Origin of the sequence: Delftia deserti, from assembly GCF_042653485.1 — a bacterium.
GTDB classification, from domain to species: Bacteria; Pseudomonadota; Gammaproteobacteria; order Burkholderiales; family Burkholderiaceae_C; genus Comamonas; species Comamonas acidovorans.
Window position 1 is genome coordinate 472166 of record NZ_JBHSIH010000001.1, and the last position, 24066, is coordinate 496231.

Here is a 24066-nt window from a genome sequence, read left to right on the forward strand (position 1 = left end):
CGCTCAGCCCCTCGCAGGCGCCTTCCACCCCTTGAGCGTCAACTCCAGCGCCTGCAGCGCCTGCTGCAGGCGTTCGGGGGGTGCCCCTTCCTCGGCAATCCAGAACGCGGATTCCACCAGGCAGCCATTGAGCAGCCGCGACATGGCCAGCGGGCTGGCGCGCACGATCACGCCGCGCTCCATGAGCTGCTCCAGGTAGCCGGCCACGAAGGCGATGCAGGCGCGGTGCTGCTCGCCCTGGTCCGTGCCCGTGAGCACGGCGCGCGCATCCTGCAGCACGATGCGGCGTATCTCGCCCTCCTGCGCCATGGCCAGGTAGGCACGGCAGTAGGCCAGGAACCCCTCCCAGGGGTCTGCATGGTCGGCCAGCACCTGCTCCAGGCGTGCGTCCATCTCGGCATCCATCTGCGCCACCACGGCGGCCAGCAAGCCCGGCTTGCCACCGAAATGGTGGTACAGCGCGCCACGCGTCAGCCCGGCCTTGGCCGTCAATTCGTCCATGGAGGCCTGGGAATAGCCCTGGCTGCCGAAGGCCTCGCGCGCAGCCTCGATGAGCTTGGCGCGTGTCTCCTCGATCATGCTGGCCCGGCTTTTGCGCATGGCGCACTCCATTCACATACAAAACGTATGCCAATGATACGGTGCGTCATGGGCAACCCGTAGAATCGCTGACATACGCCGCGTATGTGATTGCAGCGGCCTGTCCGTTTTCCGAGGTTTCCATGTTCCACGCCTACCGCCAGCTGTTCACCCGGCCCGGCACGGCCGCCTTTGTGCTGGCCGGTCTCCTGGCCCGCCTGCCCCTGTCGATGACGGGTATCGGCCTGATCACCATGCTGTCCCAGCAGCGCGGCGCCTACACGCTTGCCGGTGCGGTGGCGGCCTGCTTTGCGCTGTCCATTGCGGTGCTGGCTCCACGCATCTCGGCCCTGGTGGACCGCCATGGCCAGCGCAAGGTCCTGCCCTGGGCAGCGGCCGTGAGTGCTGCCGCCATGTTTGCGCTGCTGGCCTGCGCGCATTGGCAGGGGCCGGATTGGCTGCTGCTGGTACTGGCAGCGCTGGTGGGCGCCCTGCCCAGCATGCCGGCCATGGTGCGTGCGCGCTGGACCGTGCTGCTGCGCGGCACGCCCCAGCTGCAGACGGCCTATGCGCTGGAGGCCGTGCTGGACGATGTCTGCTTCATCGTCGGCCCGCCGCTGTCGGTGGGCCTGAGCATGGTGCTGTTCCCCGAGGCCGGGCCGCTGGCCGCCTCCTTGCTGCTGCTGGTGGGCGTGGCCCTGTTCGTGGCCCAGCGCCGCACCGAGCCGCCGGTGGACACATCGCAGCAGCGCACGCGCCAGCAATCGCTGGCCCGCCATCCCGTGGTGCGCACGCTGGCGCTGTTCATGCTGGCCCAGGGCATCATCGTGGGCACCATCGACGTGGCCAGCGTGGCCTTTGCCACGCAGCAGGGCCAGCCGGCGGCGGCCAGCATCGTGCTGTCGTTCTATGCGCTGGGCTCCTGCGTGATGGGACTGGTGTTCGGCACGCTGCGCCTGAAGGCGCCGCTGCACCGCCAGATTGCCTGGGTGGGCGCCTCGGTGTGCATCACGGCCGTGCCCCTGCTGCTGGCCACCAATGTGTTCACGCTGACCCTGGCCGTGTTGCTGGCCGGCATTACCTTCGGGCCGACCATCACCGTGGCCATGGGCCTGGTGGAGCAGCAGGTGCCGCACCAGCGCCTGACCGAAGGCATGACCTGGCTGCTGACCGGCATTGCCATGGGCGTGGCCCTGGGCGCGGCCGCTGCAGGCTGGGCCACCGACCTGTGGGGCGCGCGCATTTCCTTCGTGGTGGCGCTGCTGGCCGGTGTCGCCATGTGGGCCCTGGGCGTGCTGGCCGCACGCCAGGCCCGTGCGAAAGAGAGCCCGCCTGCCGAAGACGCAGCCGCTGCCTGCACCTGAACACGGCCCCAACGCCCGCGCCAGCCCAGACCGCTCAGGCCGTGGCCATCAAGGCCAGCAGCTCGGCCAGGCGCTGGCGCATCCACAGCGCAGCGGCGCCGGGTGCCAGCCCTTCCAGCCAGAGCATCCGCACGGTCAGCGGCGGCAGCGCCAGATCCTCGCAGGCGCGTTGCCGCAGGTGCGGGCGCAGGTCACCGAACTCGGCAATGTTGACCGGCAGGATGGCCCAGCCCAGCCCAGGCCATCGGCCACCATGTCGGCAATCACATAGAAACTGTTGGAGCGCCAGACGGCGGGGCTGATCACGGTGTCCTCCACGCCGTCGATATGCATGAGCAGTTGCCGGTGCGCGGCCAGCTGCCTGCGCGTCAACGGTGCCGCGCCATCGAGCACATGGCCACGCGCCACGCAGACGGTCTGCGGCACGCTGCCGATATGGCGCTGCGCACAGGCGGCAGGCGCGGGTGCGCGGTCGAACTGAAAGGCGATCTGGGCCCGCTGCGCAGCCACATGCCCGGCCACCTCGGACGCCGTGCCATTGAGCACGGTCAGCTCCATGGACGGAAAGCGCGCAGCCAGTTCCTTGAACAACTGGGCCAGCGGCACATAGGGCAGCGCCTCGTCCAGCGCCACGGCCATGCGTGCCTGCCCGCCGCCGGCCAATGCACGGGCGCGGTGGTCCATGGCCTGGGCCTGGCGCAGCAGGGACTGGGCCTCCAGCAGCATCACCTCTCCTGCCGCCGTCAACTGCACGCGGCGCCCCACGCGATCGAAAAGCTCCAGCCCCAGGTCGGCTTCCAGCAGGCCGATGGCCGTGCTCACGGCCGATTGCGCACGGCCCAGGCGGCGGGCGGCCTCGGTCATGGTGCCGGCTTCGGCCACCGCCACGAAATGCTTCAGCCTGTCGAGTGTCCATTCCATCCATCAATTTTATGGATTGAATCAAACTTTGATAAATCATTTCATTGATGGAAACTGTGGTTTTCATCAAGAAGGAAGCCCTGGCCCACAAGGCCGGGGCAAACAGGTGCCTTATGGCGTTCACAACGCAAACCCAGAACCCCGTTTCGGGGCATCTTCCAAAATCCCAGGCGGCCGATCCGCGCCGCTGGCTGGTGCTGGCCATCGTATCGGTGGCGCTGCTGCTCATCGTCATCGACATGACGGTGCTCTACACGGCGCTGCCGCGCCTGACGCATGACCTGGCGGCCACGGCATCGGCCAAGCTGTGGATCGTCAATATCTATGCCCTGGTGGTCTCCGGCCTGTTGCTGGGCATGGGCACGCTGGGCGACAGGCTCGGCCACAAGCGGCTGTTCATGGCGGGGCTGTGCGTGTTCGGCCTGGCCTCGCTGTGTGCAGCCTTTGCTCCCTCGCCCGCCCTGCTGATTGCGGCGCGCGCGCTGCTGGGCGTAGGCGCGGCCATGATGATGCCGGCCACGCTGTCCCTGATCCGCCTGAGCTTTGCCGATGAGCGCGAGCGCGCGCTGGCCATCGGCATCTGGGCCTCGGTGGCCTCGGGCGGTGCGGCCTTCGGGCCGGTGGTGGGCGGGCTGCTGCTCGAGTATTTCTGGTGGGGCTCGGTGTTCCTGATCAATGTGCCCATCGTGCTGCTCGCCCTGCCCCTGGCGGGCTGGCTGATTCCCCCAGGCACGGCCACCTCGCAGCGCCCCTGGGACTTCATCGGCTCATTGCAGGTCATGGCAGGCCTGGTGGGCAGCACCTATGCCATCAAGGAAGCCGGCAAGCAATCGCCCGACTGGGCCCTGGCCGCCGTGGTCCTGGTGCTGGGCCTGGGATTTCTGGCCCTGTTCGTGCGGCGCCAGCGCCGCAGCAGCGACCCGCTGCTGGACTTCGCGCTGTTCCGCAACCCGGCGTTTGCCACGGCCGTGGCCTCGGCCCTGGTGGCAGCGGCCGCGCTGATCGGCATGGAGCTGGTGTTCAGCCAGCGCCTGCAGCTGGTGCAGGGACTGTCACCACTGCAGGCAGGCCTGGCCGTGCTGCCGCTGCCGCTGGCCGCCTTTGTGGCCGGCCCCGTGGCAGGCCACTGGCTGCCACGCCTGGGTGGCGCGCGCATGTTGCCGGCAGCGCTGCTGCTGTCGGGCCTGGGCATGGGCGGCTATCTGCTGGTCCACGACATGGGCTGGTGGCCGCAGGCGGCAGCGCTGGCCGTGCTGGGCCTGGGCATAGGCGCGGCCATGACCACGGCGTCGAGCACCATCATGCAAAGCGCTCCCGCGGACCGTGCCGGCATGGCGGCCTCGGTCGAGGAGGTGTCATACGAGCTGGGCGGCGCCCTGGGCGTGACGCTGATGGGCAGCCTGCTGTCGGCCGTCTACGCAGGCTCATTGCGCCTGCCGGAGGGCCTGGGCCTGGCCCTGCCCGATTCCGTGCGCGACAGCCTGGACGAAGCCCTGCTGGCCGCCGATCGGCTGATGCCCCAGGCCGCGCACCAGTTGACCGAGCTGGCACGCACGGCCTTCGGCCAGGGTTTCAGCGCCGTGATCGCCAGCGCCACGCTGCTGCTGGTCTGCACGGCACTGTGGACGGGTTGGCGGCTGCGCGCCCAGCGCCGTTGAGCCGTCGCCTTCCTCTCAAAAAGCAAAAAGCCCCGTCCGGGGCTTTTTTTGCGTTGCGTGCACATGGCGTGCACACGTCGTACCTGCGCTTCGATCAGGCGAAGTTCTGCTCGGCAAACTTCCAGTTCACCAGTTGGCCGAGGAAGGTCTCGACGAACTTGGGACGCAGGTTGCGGTAGTCGATGTAGTAGGCGTGTTCCCAGACGTCCACGGTCAGCAGGGCCTTGTCTTCCGTGGTCAGGGGCGTGCCGGCGGCGCCGGTGTTGACGATGTCCACCGAACCGTCGGCCTTCTTGACCAGCCAGGTCCAGCCAGAGCCGAAGTTGCCCACGGCCGACTTCACGAAGGCTTCCTTGAAGGCGGCGTAGCTGCCCCACTTCTTGTTGATGGCATCGGCCAGTGCGCCGGTGGGCTCGCCGCCACCGTTGGGGGCCATGCAGTTCCAGAAGAAGGTGTGGTTCCAGATCTGGGCTGCGTTGTTGTAGATGCCGCCGGAAGACTTCTTGACGATCTCTTCCAGGGTCATGCTTTCGAATTCGGTGCCCTTTTGCAGGTTGTTCAGGTTCACCACATAGGCGTTGTGGTGCTTGCCATGGTGGTACTCCAGCGTTTCCTGGCTGTAGTGGGGTGCCAGCGCGTCAATCGCATAGGGCAGAGGGGGCAAGGTATGTTCCATGGTGTTTCCTTCGTGGTTGAAATCTTTTAGGACGGGCCAGCACCTGTTGCGCAGAGCGCCTGCAGCGCCTGCCGTGACCGTCGCGCGGGGCCTGCACTGCGCGCATTGCTGCGAGCCCTGGCCCTCACGCACCCGAACGGGCATTGTAGGAACAAGTTCGTGACCCTGCGGCGAAAGCGCGCGCCAAATCGGCCATCTTGGCCCGCTGCCGCGAGGGTGGATGTGAATTGACCTCAATCCGGCCAATCGGCCTACACGGATACCGCCTGCCGCCCGCCACTTCCTGCACGCAGCACGCTGCACCCAGTGCGCCGCAGTTCAGAGCAGGCGCGGCTGCGTCACCACCAGGTCCAGGCTGCCGCCCGCCAGCTGCGCCTGCAGCGCCGTGCCCGGTGGCGCACGGTGCGCCTCGGTCACGGGATGGCCTTCGGTATCGGTGAGCAGGGCGTAGCCGCGCTGCAGCACCAGGCGCGGGTCCAGCAGCTGCAGGCGAAGCTCCATGCGTGCCAGGTGATCCGCACGCCGGTCCAGGCCGCGACGCATGCCGGCAGGCAACTGCGCCTGCAGCCCCTGCCCCGCATGGCCCATGCGCTGCAGCCGCAATTGCATGGCATGGCGCAGGCGCTGGGCCTGGCGGCTGAGCTGCAGCCGGCTGCGGGCCAATTGCTCGCTGGGCCGGCCCAGCCGCTGCGCTGCCAGGTCAAGGCGCTGCTGCTGGCGGTCCAGCAGCAGCTGCACGGAATCCTCCAGGCGGCCCTGCATGAGCTGCAGCGCACCCATCCAGACCTCGCGCGGCTGGCTCACCAGTTCGGCCGCCGCCGTGGGCGTGGGCGCGCGCAGGTCGGCGCAGAAGTCGGCAATGGTGAAATCGGTCTCGTGCCCCACGCCGCAGATCAGGGGCACCGGGCTTTGCACGATGGTGCGGGCCAGGCGCTCGTCATTGAAGGCCCAAAGGTCTTCAATGGAGCCTCCTCCGCGCACCAGCAAGATGGTGTCGATGGGCGGCGCGCCAGCCACCGAGCCATCGGCCGAGCCCGCGCCTTCCCGCGCCAGGCCATAAAGCCTTTGCAGCGCATCGATCAGGGAAGCCGGCGCCTGCGCGCCCTGCACAAGGGCAGGCACCAGCACCACGGGGATATGGGGCACGCGGCGGCGCAGCGCCGTGATCACGTCGTGCAGCGCAGCAGCCCCCGGCGAAGTCACCACGCCAATGCCGCGCGGCAGCGGCGGCAGGCCGCGCTTTCGGGCCGCGTCGAAAAGGCCTTCGGCCTCCAGTTGCGCCTTGAGCCGCAGGAACTGCTCGAACAGGGCGCCCTGGCCCGCGCGCTGCATGCTCTCGACGACCAGTTGCAGGTCGCCACGCTGCTCGTAGACGCCCAGCCGGCCCCGCAACTCGACCAGTTCGCCGTCGCGCGGCGAAAAATCCATGAGCTGGGCCGCACGCCGGAACATGGCGCAGCGGATCTGCCCGCCCGCGTCCTTGATGCTGAAGTAGCAATGCCCGCTGGCCGCGCGCGAAAAGCCGCTGATCTCCCCGCGCACGGCCACCGGATTGAAGCGTGCCTGCAAGGCGTCGCTCACGGCGCGGCACAGCGCGCCGACTTCCCAGACCAGCGGCGCCGCTGCTGGGTTCATTGCGCCGAATGCACCACTCATGCGGCCTCCCGGTCTGCATGCAGTGCAACATTCTCCACAGGCAGGCGGATGCAGACCCGGGCAGGCACTTTGGCGGCAATTTGCAGAAGCACTCTCAAAAACACCTCGCAAGCAATTGATTCATAAAGATTTTTTTGCTGCAACAAAGAATTCACATTTGTCACAGTGTCCATTCGCCGCCGCAGCGGCGTTTGCGCAACCCGCTTGATAACAAAGTTATCCACAGAAATCTGTGCTATAGCGACCAACCCAAAATTCCGAACAGGGGAGTCGCCCGTTGCCTGGATGCTGCGCCGGGTCACAGTTTTCAGGCGATCGCGGGCACGGGACGCCTGGACCGGCCATATGGCTGGGCCATAATCGTCGGCTGCAGTTAAACGCGGGGGGAAAACAACTTGCTGTCGATCATACAAGCCGCAGGCTGGCCGATCTGGCCACTGATTGCCTGCTCCATCCTGGCTCTGGCCCTGGTCTTTGAACGTTTCGTGGCGCTGAAAACGGCCCGCGTTGCGCCGCCCGCCCTGCTGGGCGAGGCGATTTCCGTGTCCTCGCGCGGCCTGCCCAGCCAGGAAGTCGTGCAGCAGCTGTCCCAGAACTCCACGCTGGGCGAAGTCCTGGCAAGCGGACTGCGCGCCCTGCAGGCCCATCCGGACAGCAGCGAAGAAGAGCTTCGCGCCTCCATGGAAGGCGCCGGCCGCGCTGCCGCCCACACGCTGGAAAAGCACCTGAGCGCGCTGGCCACCATCGCCTCTGCCGCGCCTTTGCTGGGCCTGCTGGGCACGGTGATCGGCATGATCGAGATCTTCGGCTCGCAAGGCGGCGCATCGGCCACCGGCGGCGGCAACCCGGCGCAGCTGGCGGCCGGCATCTCCATCGCCCTGTACAACACGGCCTTCGGCCTGATCGTCGCCATTCCGGCCCTGATCTTCTGGCGCTACTTCCGCGCCCGCGTCGATGGCTACCTGCTGGGCATGGAGCTGGCTTCCGAGCAGTTCGTGCGCCACCTGGTGCGCGTCGGCGGCAAGTGAACCCGCAGAACCCGCACGCGAGAGACCTGCCATGAACTTCCGTCCCCGCCGCCGTGACGAGCCCGAGATCAACCTGATCCCGTTCATCGATGTGCTGCTGGTGGTGCTGATCTTTCTGATGCTGTCCACCACCTACAGCAAGTTCACCGAGCTGCAGCTGACCCTTCCCGTGGCCGATGTCGAGCAGCAGCGCGACCGGCCCCGCGAAATCATCGTCGCCATCGCCGCCGACGGCCGCTACGCCATCAACAAGACCGCCGTGGAAGACCGCAGCGTCACCGGCCTGACCCAGGCACTGGCCGCAGCGGCCAGTGCCGGCAAGGACAGCGTGGTCATCATCAGCGCCGACGCCACCGCTCCGCACCAGTCCGTGGTGTCGGTGATGGAGGCCTCGCGCCGCGCCGGACTGTCCCAGATCACCTTCGCCACGCAGACCTCGGCCAGCGCCGGGCGCTGAAGGCAAGGCCGCCATGCCCGGGAATGGCCCCGCCCCCGCAGCCCGGGGGCTTCGCGCGGCCTGGCGCCACCGCGGCCCGCTGGCCTGTGCCCTCTTTCCCCTGTCCCTGCTGTACCGTGCCCTGCTGGGCCTGCATCGGCTGCCCTATGCACTGGGTTTCAGGCGTGCAGGCCAGGCCGGCATTCCGGTCATCGTCGTCGGCAACGTGATTGCGGGCGGCGCCGGGAAGACCCCCGTCACGCTCGCCCTGGCCCGCCATCTGCGGGACAGCGGCTGGAGCCCCGGCATCGTCTCGCGCGGCTATGGCCGCAGCACGGACGACTGCCGAGAAGCCCTGCCCGAAAGCGCCCCCGCCGACGTGGGCGACGAACCCGCGCTTCTGGCGCGCGCCAGCGGCGTGCCGGTCTTCGTGGCGCGCAAGCGCATCGAGGCCGTCCAGGCCCTGCGCGTCCGCCATCCGCAAGTGGATGTGGTCATCAGCGACGACGGCCTGCAGCACCTGGCCCTGGCCCGCGACATCGAGCTGTGCGTCTTCAACGACGACGGCATCGGCAATGGCTGGCTGCTGCCGGCAGGCCCGCTGCGCGAACCCTGGCCGCGCCCCGTCACCGCCGTGCTGCATGCGGGCGCCTGTCCGCCAACGGATGCGCCCGCCTTTGCCATGCAGCGCCAACTGGCCGCGGAAGGCGTCAATGCGCACGGTGAGCGCATCCCCTTGGCGGCCCTGCGCGGACGGCCCGTGGAGGCCGTGGCCGCCGTGGCCCGGCCCGAGGGCTTTTTCTCCATGCTGGCCAGTGAACAGGGCCTGGCGCTGGGGCACGCCCAGGCGCTGCCGGATCACTATAATTTTGAGAGCTTCCAGCGCCTGGGACGCGATGAAGACCCGCTGGTCTGCACCGAAAAGGATGCAGTCAAGCTGTGGCGTACCCATCCCCAGGCCTGGTCTGTTGCGCTGCAATTGCAGCTGCCGCCAGATTTCTGGGCGCTGCTGGATCAGCGGCTGCAGGCGCTGCGCAGGCCACGCGCCTGACTATCATCACCGTCTTGGCTGGCCGCCACGGCCCGCCCTCCCCCTCCAAAACACAGGATCCGCCATGGACGCCAAACTTCTCGAACTGCTGGTCTGCCCCGTCACCAAAGGCCCGCTGCGCTTTGACCGCGAGCACCAGGAACTGGTCTCGCGCAGCGCCCGCCTGGCCTACCCCGTGCGCGACGGCATCCCGGTGCTGCTGGAGGCCGAAGCCCGCACGCTGGACGACGACGAGCTCGAGGACTGATCGCGCCGCAAGGCCCGATTTCCGACGCCGCCCGCGCCCGCACTTTCGACCACCTCCGCAACGCACCATGTCCAACGCGCCCTTCACGGTTCTGATTCCTGCCCGCCTTGCCTCCAGCCGCCTGCCGGGCAAGCCCCTTGCAGACATTGCAGGCCTTCCCATGGTCGTGCGCGTGGCACAGCGCGCCGGCCTCAGCGGCGCCACGCGCTGCGTGGTCGCGGCCGATGACGAAAGCATCGTCGCCGCCTGCGCCGCGCACGGCGTTGCGGCCGTGCTCACCCGCAACGACCACGCCAGCGGCAGCGACCGCCTGGCCGAGGCCTGCGAACTGCTGGGCCTGGATGGCGACGACATCGTCGTCAACGTCCAGGGCGACGAACCGTTGATCGCTCCCGACCTCATCGATGCCGTGGCCGCCCTGCTGCCGCAGCGGCCCTCGGCCAGCATGGGCACGGCTGCACATGCCATCGACAGCCTGGCCGACTTCACCAACCCGAACGTGGTCAAGGTCGTCTGCGATGCCCAGGGCATGGCCCACTATTTCAGCCGCGCACCCATCCCCTTTGCGCGTGAACATGCAGGCCAGGCATGGTGGGAGACAGCATCGGCAGCGCCGGGACGCCCCGGCTTCGCACCGCTGCGCCACATCGGCATCTACAGCTACCGTGCCGGTTTCCTGCGCAGCTTCCCGCAGCTTTCTCCCGCCCCCACCGAGGTGCTGGAGGCGCTGGAGCAGTTGCGTGCGCTGTGGCACGGCCACCGCATCGCCGTCCACCTCACGCCCCATGCACCAGGCCCCGGCGTGGACACCCCCGAAGACCTGGAACGGGTGCGCGCCCGGTTGTCCGCCTGAATCCGATCCCGCGCACGCTGACAGATGCGCCAATGGCGATGCCCGGCATCGCCATTCACAACACAACGGCACATGCGGTTTTGTCGGACAGCAAAACGCAGTTTTTGGAGATTGCACAGGCGACAGTTTTGCCCTCTGCGTGTAAGCCAGTGTTAGCCCTGTGCGTGCTATCCTTGCCCGCGACAAAAATATGACGCATGGACTGTCCGCCCCGGTGGGCCGATCCGGCAGACAAGAATTTCTACTCTCCTCAAGGACTTCCATGAAACTGATTTTGTTGGGCGCACCCGGCGCCGGCAAAGGCACGCAAGCCGCTTTCATCTGCCAGAAGTACGGCATCCCCCAGATTTCCACCGGTGACATGCTGCGTGCCGCCGTCAAGGCCGGAACGCCCCTGGGCCTGCAGGCCAAGGCCGTGATGGACGCCGGCCAACTGGTCAGTGACGACCTGATCATCAATCTGGTCAAGGAACGCATCGCCCAGGCCGACTGCGCCAACGGCTTCCTGTTTGATGGATTCCCCCGCACCATTCCCCAGGCCGACGCCATGAAGGCCGCTGGCGTGAAGCTGGACTATGTGCTCGAGATCGACGTGCCCTTCGACGCCATCATCGAACGCATGAGCGGCCGCCGCTCCCACCCCGCCTCGGGCCGCACCTACCACGTCAAGTTCAACCCGCCCAAGGTCGAAGGCCAGGACGACGTGACCGGCGAGCCGCTGGTGCAGCGCGAAGACGACAAGGAAGAAACCGTCAAGAAGCGCCTGGACGTCTACAGCAGCCAGACCCGCCCCCTGGTGGACTACTACCGCGCATGGGCCGAAAAGGAAGCCGCAGCGGCACCCAAGTACCGCGCCATCAGCGGCCTGGGCTCGGTCGAGGACATCACCCAACGCGCACTGGCTGCACTGGCTGAGTGAGGCAGGCCATGTGCCGCAACGAAAAAAGCACCCGCCGGGTGCTTTTTTGTTGACCGCCAGCAACTGAAGAAATGCCGGCGGCGCCGCCCGGCTCAGTCGCGCGGCTGCGCTGCCAGCGCCAGCATCATCGCAATCCGGGCTTTTGCCACGGGCAGCTGCGCCAGATCGGCCTCTGCCGGGTTGGCCCCAAGGCCGGAGGCCACGGGCAGGCCTTCAGCACAGCGCGTGCCCCGCCAGATCCAGACGCCCTTGTCGCGGGCGCGCTGCAGGGCCGCTTCCATGCCTTCGTGAACCGTCGCATTGCCCGTGCCAGCCACGACGATGCCACGCACGCCTGCGGCCACCAGCGCATCCACGCCGCTGGCACGCGCCAAGGCGCCGCTGAACACCACCTCGACCCAGGGCAGTTCATCCAGCGCCAGCAGATCCGATGACATGGACGCAGGCACCACGGCCCGCGCGGACGGCGCATCGGGCACCAGCCAGCGCACACGCCCTTCCTCCACCAACGCCTGCGGCCCGCCTTCCACGGAGCGCATTGCCTGCAGCCGGTAGGGGTGGACCTTCTGCACCTGGGCTGCCGCATGCACCTCGCCGCCCGCCACAACCCATACACCGCTGCGCCCGCCGCTGGCAGCCACGGTCACGGCATCGCGCAGATTCTGCGGCCCGTCGGCCAACAGGGCCGTGGCCGGGCGCATGGCGCAGGTCAGCACAATGGGCTTGGTGGCCGGCAACAGGCTGTGCAGCAGCCAGGCTGTCTCTTCCAGCGTGTCCGTTCCATGCGTAATCACCACGGCGCGCGTGTCCGCATCCTCCAGCGCCTGCACGCAAGCGTGCAGCAACGCGCGCCACACGGGCCAGTCCATATCCTTGCTGTCCACCTGCGCGATCTGCTGCGTCTGCACGGGGCCCAGCGCCTGCTGCTCCAGGTCCGGTACGGCATCCAGCAGAGACTGCACCGTGATCTGCCCGGCCTTGTACCCGACTCCCTGCGACTGCGAATCCGCCCGGCCAGCGATGGTCCCGCCCGTGCCCAGAATCACCAACTTTGACTGCCCCACTTGCACCTCTTGGAAAACTGGTTAAAAATACAGATACTGTATAAATCATCAGATGGCCTGCCAGCCCGCCATCTGCTCTCAAGGACCGGACGCACGCCATGCTCGACCATCCCAAGCTCACCGCCCGCCAGCAACAGATCCTGGACCTGATCCAGGCCGCCATCTCCCGCACGGGCGCCCCCCCCACACGCGCGGAAATCGCCAACACGCTGGGCTTCAAGTCCGCCAACGCTGCAGAGGAACACCTGCAGGCCCTGGCCCGCAAAGGCGTGATCGAACTGGTCAGCGGCACCTCGCGCGGCATTCGCCTGCGTACCGACACCGTGCGCAACATCAATGCCGCGCGCGGAACCAGCTTCGGACTGCCGCTGTCGGCCCTGGCACCGCTGATGCTGCCCCTGGTGGGCCGCGTTGCGGCGGGCTCACCCATTCTCGCCCAGGAACATATCGACCAAACCTATTCCGTCGAGCCCAGCCTGTTCCAGATCCGCCCCGACTATCTGCTGCGTGTGCGTGGCATGTCCATGCGCGACGCGGGCATCATGGACGGCGACCTGCTGGCCGTGCAGTCTGCGCACGAAGCACGCAACGGCCAGATCGTCGTGGCGCGCCTGGGCGATGAAGTCACCGTCAAGCGCCTGCGCCGCACCACGCAGGGCGTGGAACTTCTGCCGGAAAACCCCGATTACCCGGTGATCCGCGTCGCCCCCGAAGAGGCCTTTGCCATTGAAGGCCTGGCCGTGGGGCTGATCCGCAACAGCATGTCCATGTAAGCCGGACGGGCAGCCCTGCACGGGTTGCCACCCCCTATTTCATGCACCGTCCAGGTGGTAGGCGCGAAGCCTTGCAGCTTCGCCCTGGGCGGAGCTTTGCCCGAAAACCGCAATCCTGCCTGTGTCCATGCCTCTTTGAAACACGCCAACAGGAGTCGTCACATGGGATTCGCTCTGCCAACACTGTCCTCTCTTTCCTTCCTGCGCCTGGCACATGGCATCCGCCTGACTGCGACCGCCATGGAGTCGGCCATGCCTCTTGCACAAGCCCCTGCGGGCCAGCCAACACCTGCCACAGCACCCGAGCCCGCCAACGTGATCTCTTTCAGCAAGGCACGCCGGCGCAGCCCGCAGCGCCGCGGCAAGGCTGCACGCGCTGCAGACCCTGGAGATGCCCAGCTGATCCTGCCCTTGCTGCCGACGCAGCCCGCCCTGCAAGCCGCACCTGAGCAGTCTTCAGGCCTGCGCATCATTCAGCGGTCGCCACAGGAACAGCCTGAATGCCTGTTCATCTCCGGGCGAATGGCCGATGTCTGCGCTGCGCTGGAGCGCCTGGAGGCGCATGGCGGAGCCGCAGCCAACTGAGGCCCGATGCAAGGTATGCGACACACCTTGCACGACACAAACATGGGCGGCGCGGACCACGCACCGCACGAGGAATCGGCCTGTGCGAAGCTGGCGCAGGCTTGCGGCCACCACCCCCCTGTAGCGCACGTGCAACAAATGGATGCCCTCTGCCTGCTGCGCAAACACCTGGGCAACCGTGACGATGCCGCCGACCTGGCCCATGACACCTTTGTGCGCCTGCTGCGCTCGCCCCTGCCGAAGCAAGACATCCGCGAACCCAGGCGCTATCTGGCCACCATCGCCCGGGGCTTGGTCGTCACCTGGTCCTGGCATAGCCGCATGGGCGAGAGACATCTGGAAAGCAACGACCGCCGCGCCTTGCATGAGGCCGCCGCCTGGCACGTGAAACTGCGTGGCGCCTTTGCAACAGCGGCCCTGCGACAGGACTGGCAGAAGTGTCTCGTCCAGACCGGCGCTTCAGGCCGGCGCATACGGGTGATGCACCACGTCGAAGCCCTCCTCGTCGGAGGGCGCGACAAAGTAGCTCGTGATCAGGTCGAACTGCTCATCGCTGGCCTGAAACGGATGCTCGCCTGCCGCATTGCGCGCCCGCAGGCGCTGCCTGCAGACCTCGTCAGGCACATCCAGGAAATGCAGGCGGTGCGAGGCGCCCACTTTCTCGAACACGCTGCGCGCCCAGCCCCGCCCCTCCAGGGTATTGGCCGGAAAGTCCAGCACCACCGACACGCCAGTGCTCAACAGCGCCTGCACATGTGCGCCCATCAACCCCTTGAGCCGCGCGCTGCAACGCACGTAATCGGCCACCGACTGCATCTCGCCGGGGTACAGGCCGGCCAGCCAGGAATCCTCGCTGACCAGCACCGTTCCGGGCCCGGACGCCAATTGCCGCGCCAGCGTTGACTTGCCCGATCCGATCTTGCCGCAGACCATGTGCAGCGTGGCAAGCCGCGCGTTGGCGACAGTGGCATCGGCATGTTTTGCACAACGGGGCCGGGACTGTTCGGAAACCTGCATATCCATCTCCTGAAAGGCATGAGAAAACCCCGGAGGCGGAATGAAAAAACCCGCCTCGTCTGGGCGGGTTGCATGGCGTTGAAGGCCGCTGGCTAACCCACCATCCAATGGATGGTGCGAATAATCTGCGTTGCGTTCATACGGGCCATGGCGCACAGCATAGCGCAATCACAGTGCCTCAATGGGCCACCATGCGCACCAGCCCCAACCCCGCAAACAGCGCGGCCACGCCCAGTACCAGCGAGCCCAGCGCATACAGCACGGAGGCCAGCCAATCGCCACGCTCATACAGCATGCCGACCTCCAGCGCGTACGTCGAAAACGTGGTGAAGCCACCCAGAATGCCCGTGGTGATGAACAGCCGCGCACTCTGCGGCAGCGATGTCTTGAGCGCAAACCACTCCACCACCACCCCCATCACGAAGGCACCCAGCACATTGATCGCCAACGTACCCAGCGGATACGCACTGCCCACCAGCCGCAGCGCGAGCAAGTTCGTGCCATGCCTGAGCGCAGACCCCAGACCACCTCCAACGAACACCAGAATGAATCCGTAGAACCCCATGACCGTCCTTTCATCGAATAACCGGGACGGGCGTGCCGGGCAGGATCAAGACATGGCCCCGCCACCGGCAGGACACATCCCACCAAGGCAGGAGCCATCAGCCCTTTGCAAGGCGGTTTCGGGAAGCTCCATTCCCATCGTGCAGCGAGTGCTGGCCGCCGGGGCGAGTTTACTCTGGACCTGTCAAGCGGCAGAGGTGTGAGATTGCTCCGCAGATGCCGGCCATTCCCGAAGGACCAGCGGCACAATGCAACAATGAAATTCATCGCGCTCCTGATCATTGCAGCGGCTTTGCTGTACGGCACAGCAAGGCTTTCCAACATTCACATCGGTGAGCGCGCCGCGGGCGGCCATGACGGCACATCGGCCACGGCACAAGAACGTTTCAGGCAAGCCGAGAAGCAAGCTCAGGAGACCGCCGAAGCAGCCCGCCGCGCTGCCTTGCGGGACGCCGAGTGAAGCGGGCGCTTGGAGCCAAGGCACGAATTGTCAGGAATACGGATCAAAGCACAATTCTTCGTCTGCAATTCGGATCCGATCAGGTCCATCAATTCATCGATATACATATGCGACTCTTGACCACAGCAATCTTTACAGCACTTTTCGCATTGCCTGCAGCAGCCCAGGTCTTTCAATGCAAGGACGCTTCTGGAAAATCGACTTTCTCAGACAGCCCTTGCAGCAGCACTGACACTGGCTCACTGACACAGCGCAAAAAATCGGACGATGAGCTCTTCCGTGAACGGGCTGATGCAGCGCAGGCGAATGGACAAAAGTATCAGCGCCAGATGAACGAAATGCAGCAGCGCCAGATCGAGAGCCAGCAGCGTGTTATCGAGCAGCAAGCCCGCCAGACGGCGGCTCCTGCGCCGGAGCAGCTCGGCGCCTCCCTTCAGTGCAAGGAGGCGCGCAAGGAACTGGAATTCGTCTCCAGCATTCGCACCATTTCCCAGGACGAAAAACGGATGCGGACCAATGCCGCGATCAGTGGTGTCAATGCTGCATGCGGTTCAAATACGCCCCTGATGCAGGAGCCGCCGAAAGTGATTGGGACACCGCGAGCGCCCCACTCCATTCAGCACCCAATTTCTCAATGAAAACCAGGCGCGGAGCTGCCAGATACCGAGCGAAATCATGACTCCTCTCGCGCCACTCATCAGCGGGGAACATGTTCGGGAGTTCTCTCCATGCCATGCAGCCTCTTCAGACCGCCGCCAACCCGGTCTTCACCGCCTTCGCCAACAGGCGGCCATCGGCCAAGCCTTCCCGGCATAGTCGTCTCCAAGACGTTGCAGCGTGCAAGCCACTGATACGGTTGCGCGGAGCCGACCTCGGCCTGCAGAAGCCTTCTCCCTCTGGTTATCAGAATAATCTCCAAAAGCTACACCAGAACCTACACCTTATTCAGCGAGTGTCAGGTTCTGTTTCCGCTCATTCCTGAATTTTAAAAGCGAGCAGCTGCTCTGCGGGCAAGGCTCTCCTCTCCCGGCTTCTCCGCGCCCGACCGTAGCGCACCAAGCGGCGGCAGCTTGATCAGTGCATCAGCGAGAGCACTGGGTGCCCGTCTGCGGGCCAGGTGATCGCCGTGTAGTTCGGCACCAGTTCGCCCGCCTCAGGGTCAATCCACCCGCTGTCGAGGCCAGCCAACGCCGCAGGCGTGCCTGTCACGCGCCATTCGCGGACGCACAGTCAATTTTTCCCAAGCACAGAGTCAATAGCCATGCAATCCTGGCGCCTAGTATTTACGGGTTGCCCGCGGCAATGCGCCGGAAGGAATGACTTTCCGGCATTTCTGCGGCCGGCCTGGGAATCTCCTGCTTCTTACCTACCATTTCAAAAGGGCACTATGTCTCAACTGCCACAAGCCACTCCTTGCGCAACGCAGGTCTTTAATATGTACGCGGATGATTCCAATGGAGAGACGCTGTATAACGCATGGCCTGCAAGGAAATACGAAGCAAAATGGCTTCAAGTCACGCTGCTGGACCAGGCCAAGCGAGATGCCGGCTACGTGCCCAATTGCAGAATCAATGCCAGCATCGATGTCTATCGCAGCACGGCGCTGAACAAGTGCTTCGTCCTCGTGAACATGGACGGCAGCCACGCTGCCGCATCGAAGAACGGCAAGATGTTCACCGATAAGTATGTGAGCACCCTTTCGCTACACGAGGACACCAGGGTGAAGGGGCTGTTCCTGCGCGAGGTCCAGGTGGAAATCGATGTCGAAGGCATTTCGCGCAGCGAGTACGAAAAAGCGCTCCAGGGCAAGCCGGGCAAAGGGGTCCGGTTCGACATATGCAAGGACACCCCGGGGTCTACGCTCGAGGACGGCACCGTCAGCAGTTCCATTGCGTACAACATCAATCCGGGCGTGGATCCTTCGGGGCCGTCGCTCAGCGGCGGCGTCAGCATCACCAGCAGCTTTTCCAAGACCATCAAGGATATTTCCATCAACAATCTCAGCGATGGAAAATTCGTGAGGCATGTCTATCGGTTGACCAAGACGGACTCCGCAGTTTTCAACAAGGATGACGATCTTGTGGACAAGGGGCCCGATGCCATGGCAAGAGGTTTTCCGATCCGCGACTTCTCATCGGTGGCCTCCGCCAACTGGGACATTCTGTCGCAGGCGCTTTTCGTATGCGATACGAGTGATATTTTCCAGATTGGCGTCGGATTGAGGATAACAAGCAAGTCCGGCCTGATCATTTCACACACCAATCTGTTCGATGCCGATTGCAAGGTCTATGACTTCGATTTTGGTGCATACCAGGGCGTCAGTGTGCGCCTTTCCCAGGACACGGAACTGGATGCGGGCGTGCGCAAGTGAAGGAAGACGTCAGCGGAATTCTGGAAATCGCCTACCCAGGCTGACATCGAGCTGTCAACTTGCTCGGATTTCAGGTCCGACCAAGCTAGTTCGGGCTGCGCTCCCTCTTCCCGCCGAACTGGGAATCCAGGGTCACTAGCTGTGAACCGTCAAGAGGTTGTTTGCAGATTTGAGCCTGGACATCGGAGCGATGTGACCGATGCCGCTGTGCGGCCTGTGCCAGTTGTAGTGGTGCTGCCAGCTCACCAGCGCATTGGTCCGCTCTGCTGAGTTCTGGTACGTCCAGCCATAGGCCCACTCGCGCAGCGCCGACTGGATGAACCGCTCGGCCTTGCCATTGGTCTGCGGACGGTACGGCCTCGTGAACTTGTGCTGTACGCCCAACGCCTCGCAGGCCGCAGCGAACTGCCTGGAGCGGAAGGCTGCTCCGTTGTCAGTCAGCAGCCGTTTGACGCGCACACCCAGCCTCGCGTAGTACGCCACCGCGTTGTGCAGGAACGCGACAGCTTCGTGCTTCTTCTCGTCGGGATGCATGGCGGTGAAGGCGATGCGCGCATGGTCGTCGATGGCCACGAACAACGTCTCCCAGCCCGCCCCCTCGACCGCGTCACGCCGGTTGCCGGTCACGCGGTGACTGGGCCTGACGATGCGCCCGAGCTTCTTGGTGTCGATGTGCAGCATGTCCCCGGGTGCCTCGTGCTCGTAGCGCATCACCGGCTCAGCAGGCTGCAGGTCGCTGAGCCTCGATAGGCCGGCACGGGCCAGCACACGCCACTGCTGCGGCGGCCAGATGGGTGTAGAGCCAGGGGATCACCGCGCCCCCCTCCACCAGTACCACCACATGGCAATCCAGATCGGGCTCATGGCTGACCCTCCAGGCAAAGCGCACGCTCGGCCTGGCGCCGGTTCTGCATGAACGCTGCACCCGGCCTCGCGCCGGGGCCATCAAGAGTGCTGACTGGTGGGCACGCGCCTTGGAGTGGCCCGCCCCGAAAGTGCGCTGCAGGTGGTATCTGCAGGGGCCAGCCAGCACCCTTGATGGCAAATCGTGACAGGCATTTGCCCGCCTGCAAGCAGTGAAAGTCTAGCCACCGTCGATAGAGGAAAGCCGGGGCTTACACGGCATGCCATCATCCACACCCTGGCCACGGGGTCGCAGAGGCCTCGCAAGCCGCAGCAGGTGGAAGCCCTGCACTTTCTTTACAAGCCGTAAAGCATTTCTTAAGAATCAGCCCCCATACTGCATCTCCAGATTCCGCCGAGCCCGGGAGACTTCTCCTCCCTCCCTCTCAAATCCCTTCCCCGGGCACGCCAACAAGGCATCGGCATTTTTCTTCCAAGGCCCTGCAGCTTCACCAGTTGCAGGGCCTTTTTCATTCCCGGCCCGCAGCGGCCCCAACCATCACCACAGGAGATTCAGCCATGCTGATGACCGCCAACCCCTGCGCGGATGCGGAGCGCTGGGAGAACGAGATGGGCCGCCGCTCCGCTGCGGCAGATGAAGACAGGGCACGCGCAATGCAGAAGCTGCAGCGCGCCGCTGTCTTCACGACGCCCACGGACTGGTTCCACGAGCGCACGCCCGGTCCGCTCGGCCTTCGACACCCGCGCCACATTCTCCAGCATCGACGTCATCGTCAAGCCCGACGGCTGGACCATCCCCGACGAAGTGGCCGACATCCACGGCATCACCACCGAGAAGGCGCTGGACCTGGGCGTGCCCGAGGACGTGGCCGTCGAGATGCTGCTGTCAATGTGGGGCGGTCGCATGCGCGTGGCCCACAACGAGAGCTTCGACGCCCGCATCCTGCGCATCGCCATCAAGCGTCACATCGATGCGCGCGAGCCGGCCGCTGCCCTGCCCCAATCCGACATCTGGAAGGCCGGCCCCAGCGCCTGCACCGCGCTGCTGACCACGCCGCTCTGCAAGCTGCCGCCCACCGAAAAGATGCGAGCCGCCGGCATCGGAAAGTTCAAGACGCCGAAGCTGGCCGAGGCCTACCGCCACTTCTTCGGCCGCGACTTCGAAGCCGCACACACCGCTGGTGCTGACGTCGCCGCCTGCATCGCTGTCTATTTCGCTGTCCAGGACCTGAAGACGGCAAAGGCAGCCTGATCCCTTTCCACCACCACCACAAAGGAAAACCATGGCCTTCGAATTGGCTGAATCCACGGCCGTCACCATCACCAACGCCAACCCGCGGCGCGAGCTGCACGGCGAAGAGAAAGTGCGCGCCATAGACATCTCCTTCACGCTCACGGGCGAGAACACTCTGCTGGACCTGCTGGAGCCCGGCCTGCGCGAGCACCACTACTGCAACAAGGCGGCCACGGCCGGCCAGGAGGCGCTGCCCGGTGTCCTGATCCCGCTGCCGAACCTGCGGCACCCGCTGCTGCCCACCAGTTTCGCCTATGCCAAGAAGCAGAAATGGCGCGGGTACCGCTTCATCTGGGACTACGGCCTGAACGACGCTCACGTCGATTTCGTGGACGCCGTCCTCAAGGGCCTGGAGTACGAGATCCACGAAGGCGGCAGCGTCACGATCCGGGGCACGGTCGAGTTCAACGGCGACGAGCTCAACGACAACGTGCTCTACGGTGAACTGTCTGGCCTGGCCTCCGAAGAGGAGGTCTACATCAAGCTGCTGGCCCCGGCCGAACTGCTGCAGGCCAAGAAGGGCTACCGCGCAGGCAGGCCGGACACGCCCGCCAGCCGGCCGGACAACGAGGACCAGCATGAGCTGGAGGTGGATGGCGAGGAAGAGCTGCCCACCGACCCGAACCACCCTGTGAACCAGACCCCCGAAGACGCCTTCGCGGCGGCCGTGACCGGCGAACCGGCCTGAACCATCCACTGAACCACCCACGGCGCCCGCGCGGCGCCACGAAAGGAAAAATCCGAAATGTCCGAATACAAGACCCTGCTGGCCCAGCGGGCCGAACTCGACGCCCAGATCGCCCAGGCCCAGGCAGAGGCCAAGGCGAAGGCTGTGACCGAAGCCCGCGCGCTGATCCAGGAGCACGGCCTGACCGCTGCTGATGTCTTCCCCCAGGGCAAGGCCAACGCCAAGGGCAGCGTGGGCGCCCCGAAGTACCGCGACCCCGCCACGGGCGCGACCTGGACAGGCCGGGGCAAGCCGCCGAACTGGATCAAGGACGCAGCGGACCGCACTCCCTTCCAGATCACCCCCACCTGAGAGGCATGAGCACCTGGGCCAGCAACACGCCGGCTCAGGTCCTGATCCCCCTCCCCTTCACCTTGGCCAGCCTCGCGCTGGCCTTTTTCGTCTCAGACCCTATGACCGACCAATACGAAGACTTCCTGCGCGCAAAGGTGACGCTCCCTGCCGAAGACGGCTTCCCATGTGATCCTGAGGAAGTGCATCCCCTGCTCAAGCCGCACCAGGTGGCCATGGTCTGCTGGGCGGTGCGCGGCGGCAGGCGGGCCCTGTTCGCGGCCTTTGGCCTGGGCAAGAGCGTGATGCAACTCGAGATCGTGCGCCTCACTCGCGCCAAGGCCGGCGGCATGGCCTTGATCGTCATCCCGCTGGGCGTTCGACAGGAGTTCATACGCGATGCCGCCATGCTGGGCATCAAGGTCAAGTTCGTGCGCCGGGTCGAGGAATGCGACGACCCAGAGGCCATCTATCTCACCAACTACGAGAGCGTGCGCGACGGCAAGCTCGACCCCACGCTCTTCAGCGTGGCCAGCCTGGACGAAGCATCCTGCCTGCGGGGTTTCGGCGGCACGAAGACATTTCGGGAGTTCATGGCCCTCTTCGCTGGTGACCGCAAGACCATGGACGCGCGCGTGCGCACTGGCGGCGTCCGGTACCGGTTCGTGGCCACGGCCACGCCAAGCCCCAACGAGTTCATCGAGCTGCTGGCCTACTCAGCGTTCCTGGGGATCATGGACGTTGGCCAGGCCAAGACACGGTTCTTCAAGCGCAACAGCGAGAAGGCGGACCAGCTGACGATCCATCCGCACAAGGAGCGCGAGTTCTGGCTCTGGTGCGCATCCTGGGGGCTGTTTGTGCAGCGGCCCAGCGATCTGGGATTCAGCGACGAAGGCTACGAACTGCCGCCTCTGGACGTGCGCTGGCACGAGATCGCCGCCGACCACGAGCAGGCCGGCCACGAGGTGTACGGCCAGGCTAGGATGTTCAAGGCAGAGGCCATCGGCATCGTCGAGGCCTCGCGCGAGAAGCGCGACAGCCTGCCGGCGCGCATCGAGAAGCTGCAGGAGATCCGGGCCGAGGATCCGCAAGCCCAGCGCATCCTCTGGCACGACCTCGAGGCCGAGCGCCACGCCATCGAACGGGCGGTGCCCAGCGCGGTGAGCGTCTATGGCAGCCAGGACCTGGACGAGCGCGAGCAGGCCATTGTCGATTTCAGTGAAGGACGCTTCCAAGAGCTGGCCGCCAAGCCTGTGATCGCCGGCAGCGGCTGCAATTTCCAGCGGCACTGCGCATGGGCTGTGTTCCTGGGCATTGGCTTCAAGTTCAACGATTTCATCCAGGCGATCCACCGCATCCAGCGCTTCCTGCAGACGCGGCCGGTCCGCATCGACCTTATCTACACAGAGGCTGAGCGCCAGATCCGCCGCGATCTGGAACGCAAGTGGGCCCAGCACAACGAAATGGTGACCAAGATGACAGAAATCATTCGAGAGTTCGGCCTGAGCCAGGCCGGCATGGCGGCGACGCTGACGCGACGCCTGGGGGTCGAGCGCGTGGAAGTGCGCGGCGACAGCTTCACCTGCGTGAACAACGACTGCGTGCGCGAGACCTCCGCCATGGCCGAGAACAGCGTCGGACTGGTGCTGACCAGCATCCCGTTCTCGACCCAGTACGAGTACTCGCCCAACTACGCGGACTTCGGCCACACCGACAACAATGAGCACTTTTTCCAGCAGATGGACTTCCTGGTACCGCAGCTGCTGCGAGTACTTCAGCCGGGCCGCATAGCCGCCATCCACGTCAAGGATCGGATCGTGCCCAGCGGCCTGGGCGAGCACCACTATCAGACGGTCTACCCCTTCCACCTGGACACCATCCAGTGCTTTCGCAAGCATGGCTTTGGCTACATGGGCATGAAGACCATCGTCACGGACGTGGTCCGGGAGAACAACCAGACCTATCGCTTGGGCTGGACCGAGCAGTGCAAGGACGGCACCAAGATGGGCGTGGGCATGCCCGAGTACTTGCTGATCTTCAGGAAGCCGCCCACCAGCACCGAGAAGACCTATGCGGACGTGCCCGTGCTCAAAGACAAGGCGGGCTACACCCGGGCCCGCTGGCAGGTCGACGCGCACGGCTTCACCCGCAGCGCGGGCGACCGGCCGCTGCAGCCAGAGCACCTGGCCGGCCTGCCGCACGATGCCATCTTCCAGATGTTCAAGAAGCACAGCCTGCAGGACCTCTACAGCTACGAGCACCATGTCCGCATCGCCCAGCACCTGGAAAACGGTGGGCAGCTGCCGGTGACCTTCATGCTGCTGCAGCCGCAGAGCTGGAGCGATGAGGTATGGACCGACGTCACACGCATGCTCACGCTCAACGGCGCCCAGTCTGCCAAGGGCAAGGAAATGCACCTGTGCCCCATGCAGTTCGACATCGCAGACCGCTCGATCATCCAGTGGAGCAACGCAGGCGATGTGGTCTACGACCCTTTCGGCGGCCTGATGACCGTTCCCTACCGTGCGCTGAAGCTGGGCCGCCGCGGCTACGGCTGCGAGCTCAGCCCTCAGTACTTCCTGGATGGCGTCTCGTACTGCCAGGCCATGGAGCGCGAAATCAGCATGCCCAGCCTCTTTGACACGCTCGAGACGGCCTGAATCACCAC

The 24066-nt window shown here is 65.5% G+C and carries 24 protein-coding genes, 3 pseudogenes and 1 riboswitch; of the genes and pseudogenes, 18 read left to right on the plus strand and 9 right to left on the minus strand.

The window, feature by feature from the left end; all coding sequences use genetic code 11:
- Positions 1-3 precede the first annotated feature (3 nt).
- The gene (locus tag ACFPFG_RS02285; RefSeq protein WP_183017915.1) at positions 4-600 is read right to left on the minus strand and encodes a TetR/AcrR family transcriptional regulator; all 597 of its coding nucleotides are present in this window, start codon (positions 598-600) and stop codon (positions 4-6) included.
- Between the two features lie 122 nt (positions 601-722).
- Here ACFPFG_RS02285 and ACFPFG_RS02290 point away from each other — a divergent pair, with 122 nt between their 5' ends.
- Positions 723-1943: an MFS transporter gene (locus tag ACFPFG_RS02290; RefSeq protein ID WP_012205411.1), complete on the plus strand. Its 1221-nt coding sequence runs from the start codon at positions 723-725 to the stop codon at positions 1941-1943.
- Between the two features lie 34 nt (positions 1944-1977).
- Here ACFPFG_RS02290 and ACFPFG_RS02295 read toward each other — a convergent pair.
- Positions 1978-2864 (minus strand): annotated as a pseudogene (locus tag ACFPFG_RS02295) (LysR family transcriptional regulator).
- Between the two features lie 113 nt (positions 2865-2977).
- Here ACFPFG_RS02295 and ACFPFG_RS02300 point away from each other — a divergent pair.
- Entirely contained in the window at positions 2978-4522 is a 1545-nt protein-coding gene (locus ACFPFG_RS02300) for an MFS transporter (protein WP_259649096.1), read from the plus strand.
- A gap of 94 nt (positions 4523-4616) precedes the next feature.
- On the opposite strand, the gene ACFPFG_RS02305 is transcribed toward ACFPFG_RS02300, so the two are convergent.
- The 3 genes from ACFPFG_RS02305 to ACFPFG_RS02315 all read right to left on the minus strand — a co-directional run bounded on the left by ACFPFG_RS02305 (position 4617) and on the right by ACFPFG_RS02315 (position 7078).
- Positions 4617-5198, minus strand: coding sequence for a Fe-Mn family superoxide dismutase (locus tag ACFPFG_RS02305; RefSeq protein ID WP_183017913.1), 582 nt, complete (start codon positions 5196-5198; stop codon positions 4617-4619).
- A gap of 318 nt (positions 5199-5516) precedes the next feature.
- Positions 5517-6854, minus strand: a complete 1338-nt coding sequence (gene xseA / locus ACFPFG_RS02310; protein ID WP_380104790.1) for an exodeoxyribonuclease VII large subunit — start codon at positions 6852-6854, stop codon at positions 5517-5519.
- Positions 6851-7078 (minus strand): hypothetical protein, encoded by a 228-nt coding sequence (locus tag ACFPFG_RS02315; RefSeq protein ID WP_269196591.1) that lies wholly within the window; start codon positions 7076-7078, stop codon positions 6851-6853. Before ACFPFG_RS02315 ends, xseA begins: the two co-directional genes overlap by 4 nt.
- Before the next feature lie 171 nt (positions 7079-7249).
- On the opposite strand from ACFPFG_RS02315, the gene ACFPFG_RS02320 reads away from it, so the two are divergent.
- From ACFPFG_RS02320 to adk, 6 genes are all read left to right on the plus strand, one after another.
- Complete coding sequence (locus ACFPFG_RS02320) at positions 7250-7882, plus strand: MotA/TolQ/ExbB proton channel family protein (RefSeq protein ID WP_012205406.1); 633 nt, start codon at positions 7250-7252, stop codon at positions 7880-7882.
- A 31-nt stretch (positions 7883-7913) separates the two neighbouring features.
- Positions 7914-8339 (plus strand): ExbD/TolR family protein, encoded by a 426-nt coding sequence (locus tag ACFPFG_RS02325; protein WP_183017911.1) that lies wholly within the window; start codon positions 7914-7916, stop codon positions 8337-8339.
- 13 nt (positions 8340-8352) lie between these two features.
- A complete protein-coding gene (lpxK, locus tag ACFPFG_RS02330) occupies positions 8353-9369 on the plus strand; it encodes a tetraacyldisaccharide 4'-kinase (RefSeq protein WP_380104793.1) in 1017 nt (338 codons plus the stop codon).
- A gap of 64 nt (positions 9370-9433) precedes the next feature.
- Positions 9434-9616: a Trm112 family protein gene (locus ACFPFG_RS02335; protein WP_012205403.1), complete on the plus strand. Its 183-nt coding sequence runs from the start codon at positions 9434-9436 to the stop codon at positions 9614-9616.
- A gap of 67 nt (positions 9617-9683) precedes the next feature.
- A complete protein-coding gene (gene kdsB / locus ACFPFG_RS02340) occupies positions 9684-10469 on the plus strand; it encodes a 3-deoxy-manno-octulosonate cytidylyltransferase (RefSeq protein ID WP_197956364.1) in 786 nt (261 codons plus the stop codon).
- A 262-nt stretch (positions 10470-10731) separates the two neighbouring features.
- On the plus strand, positions 10732-11388 hold the full coding sequence (gene adk, locus ACFPFG_RS02345) for an adenylate kinase (protein ID WP_380104795.1): 657 nt from the start codon (positions 10732-10734) through the stop codon (positions 11386-11388).
- A gap of 92 nt (positions 11389-11480) precedes the next feature.
- Here the strand turns inward: adk and ACFPFG_RS02350 are convergent, their stop codons facing one another.
- Positions 11481-12452 (minus strand): asparaginase, encoded by a 972-nt coding sequence (locus tag ACFPFG_RS02350; protein ID WP_380104797.1) that lies wholly within the window; start codon positions 12450-12452, stop codon positions 11481-11483.
- 98 nt (positions 12453-12550) lie between these two features.
- Here ACFPFG_RS02350 and lexA point away from each other — a divergent pair, with 98 nt between their 5' ends.
- From lexA to ACFPFG_RS02365, 3 genes and pseudogenes are all read left to right on the plus strand, one after another.
- Positions 12551-13225 carry a transcriptional repressor LexA gene (gene lexA / locus ACFPFG_RS02355; RefSeq protein ID WP_183017907.1) on the plus strand — a complete coding sequence of 225 codons (675 nt, stop codon included), beginning with the start codon at positions 12551-12553 and terminating at the stop codon, positions 13223-13225.
- A 162-nt stretch (positions 13226-13387) separates the two neighbouring features.
- Positions 13388-13810, plus strand: coding sequence for a hypothetical protein (locus ACFPFG_RS02360; protein ID WP_380104799.1), 423 nt, complete (start codon positions 13388-13390; stop codon positions 13808-13810).
- Positions 13811-13948: 138 nt separating this feature from the next.
- Positions 13949-14107: pseudogene (locus tag ACFPFG_RS02365) on the plus strand (sigma factor); the annotation flags it as partial.
- A 162-nt stretch (positions 14108-14269) separates the two neighbouring features.
- Here the strand turns inward: ACFPFG_RS02365 and ACFPFG_RS02370 are convergent.
- Both ACFPFG_RS02370 and crcB read right to left on the minus strand, forming a co-directional pair.
- Entirely contained in the window at positions 14270-14827 is a 558-nt protein-coding gene (locus ACFPFG_RS02370; protein WP_183017905.1) for a P-loop nucleotide/nucleoside kinase family protein, read from the minus strand.
- Positions 14828-15005: 178 nt separating this feature from the next.
- The gene (crcB, locus tag ACFPFG_RS02375; protein ID WP_034393102.1) at positions 15006-15392 is read right to left on the minus strand and encodes a fluoride efflux transporter CrcB; all 387 of its coding nucleotides are present in this window, start codon (positions 15390-15392) and stop codon (positions 15006-15008) included.
- Positions 15393-15473: 81 nt separating this feature from the next.
- Positions 15474-15537, minus strand: a riboswitch (Fluoride riboswitch).
- Between the two features lie 110 nt (positions 15538-15647).
- On the opposite strand from crcB, the gene ACFPFG_RS02380 reads away from it, so the two are divergent.
- The 3 genes from ACFPFG_RS02380 (at position 15648) to ACFPFG_RS02390 (ending at position 18222) form a co-directional block, all read left to right on the plus strand.
- The gene (locus tag ACFPFG_RS02380; protein ID WP_183017903.1) at positions 15648-15851 is read left to right on the plus strand and encodes a hypothetical protein; all 204 of its coding nucleotides are present in this window, start codon (positions 15648-15650) and stop codon (positions 15849-15851) included.
- Between the two features lie 107 nt (positions 15852-15958).
- Positions 15959-16489: a DUF4124 domain-containing protein gene (locus ACFPFG_RS02385; protein WP_380104802.1), complete on the plus strand. Its 531-nt coding sequence runs from the start codon at positions 15959-15961 to the stop codon at positions 16487-16489.
- A 749-nt stretch (positions 16490-17238) separates the two neighbouring features.
- Complete coding sequence (locus tag ACFPFG_RS02390; RefSeq protein WP_183017901.1) at positions 17239-18222, plus strand: hypothetical protein; 984 nt, start codon at positions 17239-17241, stop codon at positions 18220-18222.
- 135 nt (positions 18223-18357) lie between these two features.
- Here the strand turns inward: ACFPFG_RS02390 and ACFPFG_RS02395 are convergent.
- Positions 18358-18993, minus strand: a pseudogene (locus tag ACFPFG_RS02395) (IS481 family transposase); the annotation flags it as partial.
- A gap of 727 nt (positions 18994-19720) precedes the next feature.
- Between ACFPFG_RS02395 and ACFPFG_RS02400 the strand changes: the two are divergent.
- The 4 genes from ACFPFG_RS02400 to ACFPFG_RS02415 are packed head-to-tail and all read left to right on the plus strand — an operon-like array spanning position 19721 to position 24058.
- Positions 19721-20338, plus strand: coding sequence for a 3'-5' exonuclease (locus ACFPFG_RS02400; protein ID WP_380104804.1), 618 nt, complete (start codon positions 19721-19723; stop codon positions 20336-20338).
- Positions 20339-20369: 31 nt separating this feature from the next.
- Positions 20370-21068: a hypothetical protein gene (locus tag ACFPFG_RS02405; RefSeq protein ID WP_380104806.1), complete on the plus strand. Its 699-nt coding sequence runs from the start codon at positions 20370-20372 to the stop codon at positions 21066-21068.
- A gap of 57 nt (positions 21069-21125) precedes the next feature.
- Positions 21126-21419, plus strand: a complete 294-nt coding sequence (locus tag ACFPFG_RS02410) for an H-NS histone family protein (RefSeq protein WP_380104808.1) — start codon at positions 21126-21128, stop codon at positions 21417-21419.
- A 5-nt stretch (positions 21420-21424) separates the two neighbouring features.
- On the plus strand, positions 21425-24058 hold the full coding sequence (locus tag ACFPFG_RS02415) for a DNA methyltransferase (RefSeq protein WP_380104810.1): 2634 nt from the start codon (positions 21425-21427) through the stop codon (positions 24056-24058).
- Positions 24059-24066 lie beyond the last annotated feature (8 nt).